Raw genomic sequence first — 14,686 nt, 5'->3', positions numbered from 1 at the left:
TAACGTCGCCGGCTCGCTGCGGCTCTTGTGAGTCGCGCCGTCTGCAACGCCACCCGCGGCTAGCGCCGACGGCTCACGGTGGCGATTGCGACTGCCGCCAGCAGCGCGGCGGCCGTGGGCTCGGGGACCGAAACGCTGCGATTGCCGCCGCTACTAGGGTAGGCGCCGAGGTGGTAGCCGTAGTGGGTACGGAAGAGCGCCATCGCGTCGTCGGTCATCGAGGTGGCGCCATCGCGGATCAGGGTGTAATCAGCGGCATTGACGACGCCGTCGCCATTCAGGTCGCCTTCGGCGAGATCGGTAAAGCCGGGGACGAAGAACACATTATCTTGCAGGCTCGTGACGCCGGTATTGACCTGGATGATGTCCGCCAACGTTACCGTGTCGAGGTCCACCAGGGAGCGGATCAGCGGGTCGAGCTCGCCTTCAATGTACAAACCGGCAGCGACGCCGGTGTAGAACAGTCGGTCGCCATCGCGGAGACGGCGGAACTGACTGTCGATGATGGCGTGGAACATCCGCCCGACGCTGCCGCCGGCGACGTGGTCTTCGGCAAGTCCGCCGACCCAAGCGTCGATGTTGCTGAGGTTGTTGCCGTAGACCGTCGCCAAGGCCTCAGCCAACTCGGGGTCGGAGGTGATCTGGCTAAAGGTCTGGACCCCCCCGGCGCCATGGCTGGACTTGAGGTTGCGGTAGTTGGGAAGGCCTGCGTCACGGCCGCGTTGGATATTGATCGCCGCCAGATCGAGCCCGCCCGAACCGGGAGGGCCAAATAATGCGTTCCGCAGGTCGTCGACAACAAGCGTATCGATCTCTTCGGATCGTTGTCTGGCCGCCCCCCGCAGGAAGGTATCGACAAGCGACGGGTCCGCGTCGATTAAAGCGGGATTATGGAAGGCGTTGCGTAGCGGCAGGGTCGAATCGACGCCAGTCTCATCGACGAGCGTTAGGTCGCTCGACACCTGGCTATGGCCGAGACGGAAAGCGGCGTTGGCGAAGGCGTTGGTGACCGAGGAGTCGAGGCCCGACAGGTACTGGTGGTTGTCGAGATTCTGTGTGCTCGTGCCGCCGCCGATCAGGGCGGGCAAAAACTCTCGGTAGGTGATTGCCTGGATCTCGGCGCCGACGAGTTGACGGGCGAGTTGGTAGCGGCCCTCGTCATCGAGACCCGGCCGTTGCACGGCGATCGCATCGACCAGCCGATTGTGCTCACGGGCAAACACGGTCTGTAGCGAGGTCAGCAGCGGGTTCTCGTTTGCGCGGATATCGCCGGCGAGGAACATGCTGGTCGAGGGGAGGGGGCCGTTGTTCTCGACTTCCAGACCGGCCGTGTTGCGAGGCAACAAGCCACTGGGGTCGAGCAGCAGCTTTCCCCCCGTGTCACGGAGGGCGGCCGCCCGCGTCGCGTCGCTGCCATAAACGACCGAGCCGTCCAAGTAGCTCGACACATAGTTGACGGGCGACCTGCCGCCGCCGCGACCCGGGATGGTCGTGAAGTCGGCGCGCACAAACGGGATCGGACCCGGCGCCAGAACGTCGGCGGGATTGTTCACCGCGATCGGTGCGAATCCATTAATGACCGGTCCATTGTCGGTCTTGAGCAGCTCGATGTCGTGGGTGACGAACTGCCCCCAGCCCCAGGCGAAGTCGCTGAGCCCCCGCATGCTTTTGACGCTTGAGGACTGGGCGAAAATCGCATTGCTGATGTCGCGGGCGTTAGCGCGCTGGGCGTCGGTGATCATCGCCCCGGTCGAGTCAAGAAACTCCGCGCTGTAGCCGAAGCGGATCATCCCGGTCCCGGCGGCGCCCCGCGTCGGAATGGCGACGTTGTTGCCCGTTCCGTCGTAAGTGCGAACCTCGGCGAACGCCGAGATCGGCACGAATGCCAATACGAAGAAACCCAAGGCATGTAATCGCATCGCACCGTCTCCCAACCGATAGCTAGCCCCTGGCCGCCTAGTTGGCCCAGCAACCGTGAGTGTAACGGCATTGGCCCGCAGGGAAACGATGAAATGCCGTTAAATGTCGTCCGACGGCGTCGGTCGAAGAAGCTCGCCCAGCCGCGGCAGAGTTAAATAACAACGTGTCATTCGTCACGCCACCCGCGGCTAGCGCCGCTGGCTCACAAAGGCGAGCGACGTTGCTGCGAGCAGCGCGGCGGCGGGTTCGGGGATCGATAGCGGCAGCAGCGCGCCGAGCACTCTGCCGAAGTGGCTCCGCCAAGAGGCGAGGTCGGCGTGGTTGACCCAGCCGTTACCGTTGCTGTCGGCGAGGCCCCCAGTGAACTGTCCAAGGTGGTCACGCCACACAGTGTAGTCGGCGATGTTGACGACGCCATCGGCGTTGAAGTCGCCTTGCTTGCGGCCCTGGTAGAGGCTCAGTAGCGTGTCGGCGTCGGCTTGATCGACGCGGCCGTCGGCGTTGAGGTCGCCGTCGGCGTAGAAGACGGCGCTGTCGGCCGAGTTGGCGCCGAGGTTCAACTTGAGCTGGGCGTAGTCCTGCGGATCGACGTCGCCGTCGAAGTCGATGTCGCCCAGCGGTGTCGTGCGGGCGAGGACGGCGCGCCAAGCTTCGTTCTGGCCGGTGGGGTTGCGGCCGTTGCCGATGATCGTCGTGCCATCGTCGCTGATGCCGGTCGCTTCGTTGAGCGTCCAGCCGGAGAGGTCGAGGCCGTAGTCGAGCTGGAGGACAGCGGAGAGTTCGCGCATGCCGCGGGCTTCGTCCCAGAGGAAGGGGGTAGACTCACAGTCGATGCATTGCCCTTTATACGAACTGCTCGAGATTTCACCGATCACAACGCTGCCATCGCCGGAAACGCCGGTCGCGACGGCGCTGTTGATGAATTGGTCGGGCCGTGTGCGGATCTCCCCAAGATTGGTCCAGCCGATCGATTCACGCCAGAAGACGGCGGCGCTTTGCCATCCAACGTCGAAGTAGAAATTTTCGGCGGAACCTACGACCGTCGTGCCGTCGGCAGAAATTGCATAGGCCTGTGTGTAGAAAGAGTCGTAATAGTGGCTTTCTCCTTGTAGATGATCGTAACCACATAGCGCCTTAACAGTCCCATCAGCCGCCCAAAGGAACGGCTCGCTGCGTCCTGGTATTGTGGGATTGCTGCCATTGAGGAGTACGGTGCGTCCGTCGCGGGTGACATCTACCGCCGCGGAGTTAAGGTAATAGCCTGCGCCGCTTGTTAGCACACCCGGCTCTTGGAGGACGCCGCCGCGCGTATAACGGTAGGCCCATTGGGAGGGCGTATCATCATCATCGTTTTCAAGGTCGCCGGCATAGTTCGCATCCGGCCCAATATCGGAAGCTCCGTCCGAATGGTATCCCAGACCTGAAGTTCCTGGGAAGTGATAACGTCGATACTGCGTGCCAACTGCAATCTTACCGTCTCCCGAAAGTGCGTTAACTTCACGGCTGCGGTCCAAGGTTGTAGGGAGGCGTTGGTTACTCGCGAGCGACCACAGAAAGCCCGATGAAAAATAGTTGGACGACGTAACGTGCCCGCCGACATAGACGCCGTTGGCCGAAATTGAAGTGGGAAATGCGTTGCCCAAGACGCCGCTCGGCTGCATGTTGTATGCCGTCTTGCCGGTGGCTGGTGACCAGACGAAGGGACGAGACTCCAAGGAAGTCGTCACGTCGTATCCCACAACAACGCGGCCATCGCCCGACAGATCGGCGGCGAAACTATACCTACTGGCGCCGATCCCCAGGCCGTGGAACTCCCCGCGGAACGGATGCAGCACGCGCCCGACTTGGTCGCGGGTTGACGCCAGCGAGCGGGCCACCCGGTCGCGCACGATGTCGGGCGTTTGCGCCGGCAGGTTGACCGCAGGAACGGTGTACGCCGCGTGCGATACGGTTCCCAGACCTAGCAGCCAAGCTGCGATCCCCGCCAGCGCCGTTCGTGTACGCATTTGTTCATCCTTGAGAAGTGGTGTCCCAACCAGTCGGGCCGAAGTATGACGCCCGGAGGGTCGCTACGCCAATCGCAGTCGGGCACGACAAGAGCGTCGGCGCCACGAACACTTGAGCATCACAATGGACGGCGAGCCGGGGACGTTAGTCCTCGGTGGAACCTGGGTACCCGCTTCCCACCGACGACTAACGTCGCCGGCTCGCCACGATGCGATGGTGGAGTTGCTCGTGGCGCTAGCGAGCGGCTAGCGCCGACGGCTCAGAAGAGGCGCGGGGCGTCTTCTTCGCTTGGCGCTTCGACGCCGAGGTGGTCGTAAGCCTTCGTTGTTAGCTTTCTGCCTCTTGGTGTCCGGATCACGAGCTCGCTGCGCAAGAGGAACGGCTCGACTTCGTCGGTCAGCGTATCGACGGGCAGGTTCATCGTGTGGGCGATGGCTTCGACGCCCGCTGGGCCGCCGTGGAAGACGCGCAGGATTGTCGAGAGGTACTTGCGGTCTTGCGGGTCGAGGCCCGCTTGGTCGACGCCGAGCATTCCTAGCGCGTCGTCGGTGACGGGGAGCGTCGCCTCGCCGGCGGCGCGGCTCTGGGCGTAGTCGCGGACCCAACGCAGGCGGTTGTTCGCGATGCGCGGCGTGCCGCGGCTAGCGGTGGCGATCTTCTCGGCCGCGTCGTCATCGATCGGCAGGCCTAGCTTCTTGGCGTTGATGACGACGATGCGCGTCAACTCGGCGATCGAGTAAAAGTCGAGGTGCTCACGCACTGGGAAGCGGTCGCGAAGCGGGGCCGACAGCATGCCGCTGCGCGTGGTGGCGCCGATGATCGTCATCGGCCGCAGCTTCATGTTCAGCGTGCGGGCATTCATCCCTTCGCCGAGCGTGATGTCGATCCGAAAGTCCTCCATCGCCGGGTACATGAACTCCTCGACCGCTTTGGGGAGCCGATGGATTTCATCGATGAAGAGGACCGAGCCCTCCTCGGCGTTGGTGAGGTAGGGGAGCAGGTCCTTCGGCGCGGAGAGGGCGGCGCCGCTGGCGATCTGAAGGCTGACGTCGAGCTCGCGCGGGATGCAGGTGGCGAAGGTCGTCTTGCCGAGCCCCGGCGGCCCATCGAGCAGCACGTGCCCGAGCGGCTCCTTGCGGCCCGCAGCGGCGTCCACGGCGATCTGGATGCGCTCGCACACCGCGCGCTGCCCGATGATGTCGCGCAGGTACTTGGGCCGCAGGGCGACATCGTCAACCGTGGCGAGGTCGGTGCGAGGCGCTTCGGCAGCGAGTCGCGTCGGCTCGACGCGGTCATCGGCAGCGGCGTCACTGTCGGCGGCGGTGAGGATGGTTTCGCGGGGCATCGGGCGCCCTCCGTGGTGCGTAGCGGCGGAGTGAACAGCTTAACAGATGCACGCCCGGCCGCGGAGAGCAGTGGTAAATCCGCGGGCATTCGCGGAAAAAGGCGAGTCGGCGACGCCAGCCGTCGGTGTGGAACGGGCGCCAGGCCACTAGCTGCGTTAGGCGCGACGCCGCGATATTGATAGCACAACCGCGCAGGCGGTGATGGCCATCGCGGTCGGCTCGGGGACCGCGGCGCTCCCGGTCTGCGTCGCGCCGTAGTTGGTGCGCCACTGATTGAGGTGACGGAGGCTGATGACGCCGCCGATACCGTGGTCGTTCGGCAGGATGGCGTTCGTGCCGCGGGCGTCGCGCCAGACGGTGTAGTCAGCGGCGTCAACGACGCCGTCGTCGTTGTAGTCTCCAGCGAGGCCCAGCGGGGAACTGAGGCCCACATGCAGATACGACCGCGCGACCGACGCCATGTCGTTGAGGCTCCACTCGGTGAGGGTCGCGGACTGCACGCCGCCACGGCCCCAAAGCACCCCGTAGTGGCCCTCGGGGTCGAGCCGATTGGCGTGCAGCCACTCCAACGCGTCGCCGGCGGCGTTGACCCACTTGGGGTTGCCGTCGTGCTCGTAGAGGTCCACCAGAGCGTCGACGAGTTCGAAGGTCCAGTAGCCTTCGTCGTTGAGGGCGCCGGTGGATTTGTTGATGTAGCGGTTGAGCGAGGCGTTGCCGATCCGCTGTGCTTCGACGAGGCGGGTGCGATCGCCCGTGGCGTCGAACCAAGCCAAGTTGGCCGAGATGCCGAATCCCGCGAAGTTCACAAGCGGGAAGTTGCCGGCCGTACCGGCCTGAGGTCCAGTGAGGAACAACTTTTCGTAGAAGGTCCCTTCGGGGAGTTGAGTGTACTCTTCGGCCCACTGGACGCGCTCGATCGCGTCGTTCAGATAGCCGGTGGAGCCCGTCTCTTCGTACAGCATGAAGCCGGCGCGAGCGCCTTGCAGCACGGCGGCCGAGTCGATGAAGGAATCGTCGCCGACGCGCCAGTAGCTTCCGCCGGTGTAGCCGGGGACGTCGCCGGCAAGCAGGAAGCGATAGACGTCTCGGGCGCGGCGGGCGTAGATATCGTCGCCCGTGAGTCGGTAGGACTCCATCAGCGCTAAGGCGATATGGGCGTTGTCGTCGTAGTAGCGATCGTTGCCACCTTCGCAGCACGAGTAGCCGCCGCTCCCCTGCGGCCACCAGAAGTCGTCGTGGAACCGGTCGGAGAACGCCCGCAACTGAGGCGCGTAGGTGACCGGGTCGATTCGCGTCAAGCTGTTGAGCACACGGAACTGTGTGCTGAGCGGCCAAGCGAATGCGACGCCGCCGGCGCCGCCCGACTGACTGCCATTGAGATGGGCAGTTTCGGCGTAAAGGGGGCTATTGGCGAGTCCGAGCGTCGCTTCGATTTCGGCCTGTGTCTCTAGGCCCCAGCTGATGAGTTGTTGGTGGTCGAAAGAGAGCGACTGCGCGGCGGCCTGGCACGAAAGGCCGAGGGCCACCAACCACACGAAGGGGGCGCGCCAAGAGCTATCAGAGGGTCGTAGAGACAAGGTGAACCGCCCCATTCATGAATCGCACTGTGGGGGAGGGTCCGGACCTCCTCCGCGGGATTCAGAATAACCACTGGCGTCGGGCTTGTCTCGCACCCACACCGCCGGCTCGCCGTGACGTGGGATTGGTGAGGCAAGCTCGGCGTCACCCGCGCCTGGCGCCAAGGGTCTCAAACGCATCAGCCCGCTACGGGTAGGGGGATGGGCGTCTCTGTTTCTTCCAAGAATCGATTCAGCTGGGAGTAGAAATCGAGCGGCGCCGGGTCGTGGTGCTGGCCGCCGCGATGGATGACGAAGCGCTTTCGCTCACTCGGGCAAGCGGCGAAGAGTTCGCGGGCGAACTTCGCTGGGACGATGCGGTCGCGCGTTCCGTGGAGTTGGAGCAGCGGGCCATCGTACTGGCGGATACGCTGGATAGAGTCGTAACGCTCGTGCATCACACGGCGCACGGGCGCCCAGGGGAACCGGTAGGCCGCCACATCCGTCAGCCGGCTGAAGGTGTTCTCAAGCACCAAGGCCCGCGCGCCGCGCGTGGCGGCGACCGCGACGCTAACCGCCCCGCCAAGTGAGCGGCCTACCAGGACAATCTCTTCGGGAAGCCTGCCAGTGCGCTCTGCGAGCCATTGCTGCGCGGCGAGTCCGTCGGCGATGCATCCCGCCTCGGTTGGCCGGCCAGTGCTTTTGCCATATCCGCGGTAGTCGTAGATCAGCACCGAAGCGTCCAGTGCGTCCTGCAATCGGACCACGACGCTTACGAGGCTCGCCACGTGCTCACTTTGGCCATGCGAATAAAGCACGACCCGCCGCGACCGCGGGTGAGGGCAGAACCAACCGTGCAAGCGTTGGCTTTGCCGACCGGGTCCGATTGACGTGATCGAGATGTCTTCGTGATCGATCCAGCGAGTCTCCCAATTCCCCCTATTGAACGGGGGGGCGGGGTAGACCAGCGATCGTTCTATGGTGCTGAGTATCACTTCGGTAGCGGCAGCGGGGCCTCTTCCTGGGTCCGTGGAGTCGGCGACCAATGCAATCCGGGCGCCAGCCTCTGGCGGAGCGTCGCGCGAGCAATGCTTGCTACGCAGCGATAGTCGTCCGTGGTTCGTTATCGGCGAGCGTAGCGAAGGGAATGCACGCCCAATCAGCGCGGCAAGATGGCGAGTACTGTGGGCGGATTAACTCTTGGCGCATTGCCGACTCTAGCGGGACCGCCTACTCCGCCTAGACCACCCTGGTCGTAGGGAGATCAATCGATTGCGCAACGGGCGATCAGTTGTGGTTGCCCGTAAGAATCGCCAGGATATCGTCGTAGTACGCCAGCGGTTGGGCGTCGCGGTGCATCCCCTCGGGGAGTTCAACGAACCGTTTGGGTCCCGCGGCCGCGTCGTAGAGCTGCCGCGCCTGCTCAAAAGGGACGACCTCGTCCCTCGTTCCGTGGCTAATGAGCACGGGGCCCTGGTAGCGCGCCATCCGCGCAAGCGAGTCGAATCGATTCTTCATCAGCCACCGCACCGGAAGCCACGGATAATGCCGCGCGGCCGCGTCCGGCAGGCTCGTGAACGTGCTCTGCAAAACGAGCAGGGCGGCCCCTTGCTCGGCGGCGATCGCCGTGGCGACGCCGCCGCCGATTGAGCGGCCGATGACGACGATGTCGACTGGCGTGCGGCCCGTCCGTTCTGCTAGCCAACGCTGGGCGGCTAGGCCGTCAGCGATAACTCCGGCCTCGTCAGGCGTCCCTTCGCTCTTGCCGTATCCACGGTAATCGAAGACGAGCACCGCCGCGTCGAGTCGATCCCGCAGCAGCCGCGCCAGCTCGGGCAGGTCGGAAATATCGTTACCATTGCCGTGGCAGTAGAGAACAGCGTGCTTGGCGTTGGGCGCGTCGAAGAACCAGCCGTAGATGCGGGCCGCCTTGGCGCCGGGGGCGGCTGGCACGTCGATCCAGGCTTCCTCGTAATCCCCACCCGCGGGGGTCCAATTGCCTGACGCCGCGGAAGGCGCCGGGAACACGAGCCGCGTTTCTAAGAACGACATCAAAAGCAGGATCGAGAGATAGACGATCGCGCCGAGCCGAGCGGCGCCTAAGGCAATGATCCCGAGGCGGCGGCGATACGAGAGAGCGGACGTCACATCCGCTATATTCCCCTCCCCATCATGGAGGGGCTAGGGGAGGGCAGGCGTCGCGAGCCGTCCGGCGTCTATCCATTGAGCCACAGGAAGACACTGAGCAATCTCCTCGATGCCTTCCTCCGCGTTCTCTGTAGCTCTGTGGTCACCTGTTACCGGCTCTCGACGGAGATGGGACACTTCTCGAGGATGCCTTAGTTCGGCATCTCGTCCTCAAGCCTCTTCGTCGCCGCCGCTCAGAATGCCACTGCGGGCGAGCTTCACGCCGACACCGATGACAACGACGATCGTCCCGATTACCAATCGCCTCAGCGTTCGCGACATATACCAGGGGCGGCCGGAGGAATCTCCGTCATCAATGTCGGCGAGCAGACTGATGTCACCCTCTGCTAGAGCCACGCCACACAACGGGCACGGCGTCCCGGTGCTGAAGCCTACCGGGACGACGTACTCGCCCTCGCAATGCGAGCAATAGGCATCGGCGTACGCGTCGTCATAGTTGATCTCGGGATAAGACGCGAAAGCCTCATCGAGTCGGCGATCGTATTCGTCTCCGCTGAGCTCATCGACACTCGAGATCCAGGGTGGGTCGCCGCGTCCCTGGTCGCCAGCGGCCCCATCGACAACTGTCGCGGTGTTTTCAGGCGGCGGCATATCGACGGGCGGCTCGGACGCCTGATAGGCCTGCACCTCGGAGGACGGGTCAGACGCTTCGGCCGTGCCAGCAGGGTCTTGGTAGCCGCGGTCGTAGGGAGGCTGATTGAATCCGTTCGACGCCATCTGGCGGGGGTCGCTGTACGGCGCGCCGCGATTCCCGCCCGGCGGGGCCATGCCCGGTTGACCCATCGGCGGCATGGTAGGGGGCGTCCGGCCTTCCATCATTGCCTTTGCCATGCCGGTCATTGCGATCGTGGAGGCCGCCGACCAGCCCCCTTTTAGATCGTTAGCGAGTTGCCCGAGCTTCTGCTGACCGACCCACGTGCGGTCGGCGGCGCTGAGGCGGCTTAGCGGGTACACATATCGCTTGCCCTTGATCCACAGCACGGCTTGATCACCCTCGGTGCCGCCGTAGAGGGCCGTGATGGTGCGCCCCTTGGCGTCGGTCCAGTCGCGCTCCACGGCGCCGTCGGGCGGCCGGCTCGCCACAGCGGTGCGCTTGACGGTCGCAAAATAAGCCGGCAGCTCCTCCTCGGTATGAGCGTACAACGCCTCAAGGTGCGCCACGTCTTCGGCGGTGAGGTCCTTGAGCGGGATGCTGAGCGATTCACTCGCCAGCCGCACCTCGACGTGGTCGTCGCGGAGCACTTGAAACCGGCCCCGCTGGCGTTTCGCCGGGTCGCCCCAGATGCGCGGCGCCACAAAGTCGCGGTATGCCTCGACCCATTGCTGGTCTTCTTCGCTGAGCCGATCGATTGGCGCCGGGACGAGCTTACCGTTCTCGCCACGGAGCAGCACGGTGCGGTCGCTGCTGCGATAGCGGACGAAATCGGCTTCGAGCGTCTGGTCCTCGTCATTGGTCCATGTTCGGGCCGATGCGACTGAGGCAGTAACTGCCAGTACGCCAAACAGAGCGCAAGCGAGCGAACGCATAGCGAAGAGAGGGGCTAGAGTCCGAGCGCCCAGCCGGCCTACGTCCCCAGACGCGATCCCAGCCGCCAGCGCCGGCCCCTACCTATGTTCCGCCGCATATCCTAGCCGATCGGAGGCGGCGGAGCAAAATCACGGCCCCGCAGTGGGGTTTTTGAGTGTTCCGACCCAATTGAGCCGACGGCGCTCGCCGCTGATCCAAATTGCAGTGCTGTTTGTGGCTAGCGCGTTCGGCCTGAGTTCTTGCTGCCCACTAATCGTTCCGATGCTCGTACACCGCGTGCAGCAGCGCCTCGACGTCCTTGAACTTCGACTTGCTGCGGGTGACGACGCCGTCGATCAAACGGCGGGCGTCGGCGTCGCTGTGCCCGAGGGTGCGGAGGATCTCGAACGCTTCGCTGAGGAGGTCGCCTTCGACGTCGCCCAGCGGCGTCTCTTTGCGGCCGACCAGGAGGGCGAACTTCGCCGCCTTGCGCCGTAGCTTGGCGATGACGCGCTCGGCGGTTGCCGGGCCGATGCCGGGAAGCGTCGCCAAGCCCTTGGCGTCTTGCTCTTCGATCATGACGGCCAGCTCTTCGACCGGCCGCACCATAGCCCGCAGCGCCTTGCGGACGCCGATGCCGTCGACCTGGCAGAACATGTCGAAGAATTCACGCTCCACCGCGGCGGTGAAGCCCACGAGGCGCGGCGTGAGCTTGCCACGCGCCGCGTCCCCTTCGAGGTACTCGATGGTGTGCAGGGAGGTTTCGTTACCGATGATTCCCGACAGCCGCCGGCGGCAGAACTCGGGGATGAGCACTTCGTACTCGAAGGGCCCCGCGGCGATCGTGGCGGCGTCGCCCGCAGCGGCGACAACATGGCCGGTGATTTTGGTGATCAAGGGGGTGGGCAGTGGGCAGCAGGCAGTGGGCAGTAATGGCGAGCCCTCGACGTTAGTCGGGGGAGGGCGGCTCGAACAGCCCGGGCTTCGGCGCCCCGCTCTCCCGCCGCCACCGGACATAGAACAAACCCGCCAACACGATCCACATCCCGACGCCGATCCAGTCGCGTTGCAATGCGTTGGCGGCGCAGAAGAAGAGCACCACCACCGCCCACCCGAAGTTCTCAACCGCCGTCGGCGGCCCCGAACGCTTCTGGATCGTCTGCCGCCAAAGCACGTACAGCACCAGCCCAACGCCGACGGCGACCTCGGCGTACTTTGTAGCGGTGATAAGATCCATGGTGTCTCTCGGAGAAGTTTCGAGCCCTACAGCTGCCCGCTGCCCACTGCCCGCTGCCCACTCAAGTACCAATGCGTCACCGCAATCGCCAGCGCGTCGGCGACGTCGGGCGGCTCGGGCGCGGCGGCAAGGCCCAGCTCGCGCTGGATCGCTTGCTGCATCTGCGACTTCGGCGCGCGGCCGGCGCCGGTGAGGATACGTTTGACTTGCGTCGCCGCGTAGTGCGCGACGGGCACGTCGGCCTGCGTCGCCGCCAGGACGATGACGCCCCGGGCGTGGCCCATCAGGATCGAGGTCTTCACCCGCTCGTAGTGCGAGTACAGCTCTTCGACGGCCATCGCCTCGGGCTTAAGAGCTGCGATCACTTCGGCGATCCCGGCGTGGATCTCGCCAACCCGGTGCGCAAGCGACTTGCCCTTCGTGCCCCGCACGACGCCCGCCTCCACCAGCCGCACGCCGGCACGCGACGCGTCGATAACGCCGTAACCGGTGATGTTCAGGCCGGGGTCAACGCCGAGGATACGCACAGGGTAGGGGTGAGGCTTGAGGCTACAGGCTTGAGGAAGGGAACCGCCGATGAACACAGATAAACGCAGATGCTAATCTCACTGCTACCCGTTTCGAGTCGGCAGTACGAAGGACATCTGCGCTTATCTGCGTCCATCTGCGGCTAGAAATTAATAGCTACAGCAGCTTGCGGAACTCTTCGATCGTTAGCCCCGCGTCACGGACGATCCCGCCCATTGTGTGGGCGTTGACCGGATTGTGTCGTGGGATGGTGAGGATGCGCTCGCCGTCGGTCATCACGGTGTGCTTGCCTTCGCGAGCGACGACGAAGTCCGCCTTCTCAAGGGCGCGGATCGCATCCTTGTGGTTGACGCCGGGGAGCTTGGGCAACGCTTACGCCTCCACTTCGACTTCACGCACTTCGCGGTCGGCCCAGAGGTCGCGCTGCACCTCCAGGTACTCGCGGATCGCGTCTTGGATGTTCGCCATCGCCTCGGCTTCGTCGGCGCCTTGCGAGTGGCAGCCCGGGAGGCCGAGGACCGAAGCCGCGACGCCTTCGTCGCTACGCTCCAGTGAGACTTTGTACCGCATCGCTTTGACTCCGCAGGTTGGGGGACTATTTGGCGCTCCACTCCGTGCCGCCCGCTCGGTCTTCGATCGTCACGCCGATCGCCGCCAGCTTGTCGCGCAACGCGTCGGCGGTGGCGAAGTCTTTGCTATTGCGGGCTGTGGCGCGGAGCTCGATCAGCATCTGCATCACCGCTTCGGTGGCGCCATCGCCTCCTCCGGTCCACTCGGCGCCGCTGGGGCGGTCTTCGATCGTCAGGCCCGCCGGCTTGAGGCCGTCGCGGATCGCGTCGGCCACGGCGAAGTTCTTCGCCTTGCGGGCGTCGGCGCGGAGGTCGATGACGACCCCCATGACCTTCGCCAACAGCTCGTCGCCCCCGCCAACTTTCGCAGGGGGCACGCGGAAGAGTCCGAGGATGTTGGCGAGTTCCTTGATGGTGGTCATCAAGAGCTCGAGCGAAGCCACGTCGGCGGGGTCGGCCGACTCTTCGAGCTTGTGGTCTTCGCAGTACTTGTTGGTGATCCGAGCGAGCTCGAACAATTCGGCGATCGCGCCGCCCGTGTTGAAGTCGTCGTCCATCGCGGCGATGAACTTGTCACGGCACGCCTCGGCGGCGTTGAGCGTTGGGTCGTCGCCCAGGGCGATGGTGCTCGCGCCGCGGCTGGTGGGGGGCGTCAGCGCGTAGAAGTCGGCCTTCGTGATGCGTGTGAATCGCTTGAAGAGGCGGTAGAACGTCTCCAAGCCAACGGCGGCCTCTTCGATCGCATCCTCGCTGAAGAGGACGGTGCTGCGGTAGTGCGTGCGGAGGAGGAAGAAGCGGATGCGTTCGCCGCCTTGCTTGGCGATGAGGTCGGCGAGGCCGCCGGCGCCCTTGCTGCGGCTCATCTTGCCGCCGGCGTCATCGGCGGCTGCGCCTTCTTCTCGCTCGGCCTTACCGCCGATTTTTCCTGCCGCGGCGTCTTTGCGTAGCAAACCATTGTGGGCCCAGTACTTCACCATCGGCTTGTGGTGGCACGACTCGCTCTGGGCGATCTCGTTCTCGTGGTGCGGGAACACCAAGTCGAGGCCGCCGCCGTGGATGTCGAACGTCTCGCCGAGCAGCTTCTTGCTCATCGCCGAGCACTCGATGTGCCAGCCCGGCCGGCCCTTGCCCCACGGCGAGTCCCAAGACGGCTCGCCCGCCTTGGCGCTCTTCCATAGTGCAAAGTCCGCAGCCGACCGCTTGCGGTCCGCCGCGCCGCCGCCGTCACCCTGCATCCCTTCGACGGTGCGGTTGCTGAGTTTGCCGTAGTCGGCGTCCTTGGCGACATCGAAGTAAACGTCGCCCTGCGATTCGTATGCAACGCCTTCCTTCACGAGGCTCTCGATGAAATCGACGATGTCTCCCATGCACTCGGTGGCCTTGGGGAAGTCGTCGATCTCCGTGACGCCGAGCGCCGCGAGGTTGTCGTTGTAGTCCTGGATGTTGAGGTCCGCGACCTCGGCCATTGTGATGCCTTGCTCATTGGCGGCCTTGATGAGCTTGTCGTCCACGTCGGTGATATTGACCACCCACTGCACGTCGTAGCCGCTGAACGTGAGATAGCGCTTGATCGTGTCGAACAGCACCGGCCCGACCATGTGGCCGATGTGCGCCTTGCCATAGACGGTGGGCCCGCAGAGGTAGATGCCGACCTTGCCTTGCTCGACGGTCTCAAAGGGCTCTTTCTTCTTCGAGAGCGTGTTGTAGATGGTCAGCGTAGGATGCGGACCGGCGCTCGTCGCAGGATTGAACACGGTAGAAGGCGAGGCGGCAGGCATAACGGACTTGCTGATTGCGGATTTTGAATT

The 14,686-nt window shown here is 64.6% G+C and carries 13 protein-coding genes; all 13 read right to left on the bottom strand.

Annotated features, from left to right (window positions below; translation table 11 throughout):
• Positions 1-59: 59 nt before the first annotated feature.
• On the bottom strand, positions 60-1,919 hold the full coding sequence (locus Spa11_RS16000; RefSeq protein WP_145114052.1) for a peroxidase family protein: 1,860 nt from the start codon (positions 1,917-1,919) through the stop codon (positions 60-62).
• A 189-nt stretch (positions 1,920-2,108) separates the two neighbouring features.
• A complete protein-coding gene (locus tag Spa11_RS15995; protein WP_145114050.1) occupies positions 2,109-3,926 on the bottom strand; it encodes a hypothetical protein in 1,818 nt (605 codons plus the stop codon).
• A gap of 260 nt (positions 3,927-4,186) precedes the next feature.
• Positions 4,187-5,272, bottom strand: a complete 1,086-nt coding sequence (gene ruvB / locus Spa11_RS15990; protein WP_145114048.1) for a Holliday junction branch migration DNA helicase RuvB — start codon at positions 5,270-5,272, stop codon at positions 4,187-4,189.
• A gap of 156 nt (positions 5,273-5,428) precedes the next feature.
• Positions 5,429-6,808, bottom strand: a complete 1,380-nt coding sequence (locus Spa11_RS15985) for a glycoside hydrolase family 76 protein (RefSeq protein ID WP_197529443.1) — start codon at positions 6,806-6,808, stop codon at positions 5,429-5,431.
• 221 nt (positions 6,809-7,029) lie between these two features.
• Positions 7,030-7,647 carry an alpha/beta hydrolase gene (locus Spa11_RS23030; RefSeq protein WP_261342267.1) on the bottom strand — a complete coding sequence of 206 codons (618 nt, stop codon included), beginning with the start codon at positions 7,645-7,647 and terminating at the stop codon, positions 7,030-7,032.
• A gap of 469 nt (positions 7,648-8,116) precedes the next feature.
• Positions 8,117-8,977, bottom strand: coding sequence for an alpha/beta hydrolase (locus Spa11_RS15975; RefSeq protein ID WP_145114042.1), 861 nt, complete (start codon positions 8,975-8,977; stop codon positions 8,117-8,119).
• Between the two features lie 210 nt (positions 8,978-9,187).
• Positions 9,188-10,564 (bottom strand): hypothetical protein, encoded by a 1,377-nt coding sequence (locus Spa11_RS15970; RefSeq protein WP_145114040.1) that lies wholly within the window; start codon positions 10,562-10,564, stop codon positions 9,188-9,190.
• Positions 10,565-10,814: 250 nt separating this feature from the next.
• Positions 10,815-11,441 carry a Holliday junction branch migration protein RuvA gene (gene ruvA / locus Spa11_RS15965; RefSeq protein WP_231932980.1) on the bottom strand — a complete coding sequence of 209 codons (627 nt, stop codon included), beginning with the start codon at positions 11,439-11,441 and terminating at the stop codon, positions 10,815-10,817.
• Positions 11,442-11,493: 52 nt separating this feature from the next.
• Positions 11,494-11,781 carry a hypothetical protein gene (locus tag Spa11_RS15960; RefSeq protein ID WP_145114036.1) on the bottom strand — a complete coding sequence of 96 codons (288 nt, stop codon included), beginning with the start codon at positions 11,779-11,781 and terminating at the stop codon, positions 11,494-11,496.
• Positions 11,782-11,807: 26 nt separating this feature from the next.
• A complete protein-coding gene (ruvC, locus tag Spa11_RS15955) occupies positions 11,808-12,308 on the bottom strand; it encodes a crossover junction endodeoxyribonuclease RuvC (RefSeq protein ID WP_197529441.1) in 501 nt (166 codons plus the stop codon).
• A 157-nt stretch (positions 12,309-12,465) separates the two neighbouring features.
• Entirely contained in the window at positions 12,466-12,678 is a 213-nt protein-coding gene (locus Spa11_RS15950; RefSeq protein ID WP_145114034.1) for a type II toxin-antitoxin system HicA family toxin, read from the bottom strand.
• Between the two features lie 3 nt (positions 12,679-12,681).
• Complete coding sequence (locus Spa11_RS15945) at positions 12,682-12,879, bottom strand: type II toxin-antitoxin system HicB family antitoxin (protein ID WP_145114032.1); 198 nt, start codon at positions 12,877-12,879, stop codon at positions 12,682-12,684.
• Between the two features lie 25 nt (positions 12,880-12,904).
• Entirely contained in the window at positions 12,905-14,656 is a 1,752-nt protein-coding gene (cysS, locus tag Spa11_RS15940) for a cysteine--tRNA ligase (protein ID WP_145114030.1), read from the bottom strand.
• Positions 14,657-14,686 lie beyond the last annotated feature (30 nt).

The sequence above is a fragment of the Botrimarina mediterranea genome (assembly GCF_007753265.1).
Taxonomy (GTDB): domain Bacteria; phylum Planctomycetota; class Planctomycetia; order Pirellulales; family Lacipirellulaceae; genus Botrimarina; species Botrimarina mediterranea.
This window is presented reverse-complemented; position numbering and strand designations above follow the sequence as displayed.

Bases quoted from the DNA above. Each gene is read 5' to 3' on its own strand.
- Spa11_RS15995 (WP_145114050.1), bottom strand. From the start codon at position 3,926: ATGCGTACACGAACGGCGCTGGCGGGGATCGCAGCTTGGCTGCTAGGT.
- Spa11_RS16000 (WP_145114052.1), bottom strand. From the start codon at position 1,919: ATGCGATTACATGCCTTGGGTTTCTTCGTATTGGCATTCGTGCCGATC.
- Spa11_RS15970 (WP_145114040.1), bottom strand. From the start codon at position 10,564: ATGCGTTCGCTCGCTTGCGCTCTGTTTGGCGTACTGGCAGTTACTGCC.
- cysS (WP_145114030.1), bottom strand. From the start codon at position 14,656: ATGCCTGCCGCCTCGCCTTCTACCGTGTTCAATCCTGCGACGAGCGCC.
- ruvB (WP_145114048.1), bottom strand. From the start codon at position 5,272: ATGCCCCGCGAAACCATCCTCACCGCCGCCGACAGTGACGCCGCTGCC.
- Spa11_RS15945 (WP_145114032.1), bottom strand. From the start codon at position 12,879: ATGCGGTACAAAGTCTCACTGGAGCGTAGCGACGAAGGCGTCGCGGCT.
- Spa11_RS15960 (WP_145114036.1), bottom strand. From the start codon at position 11,781: ATGGATCTTATCACCGCTACAAAGTACGCCGAGGTCGCCGTCGGCGTT.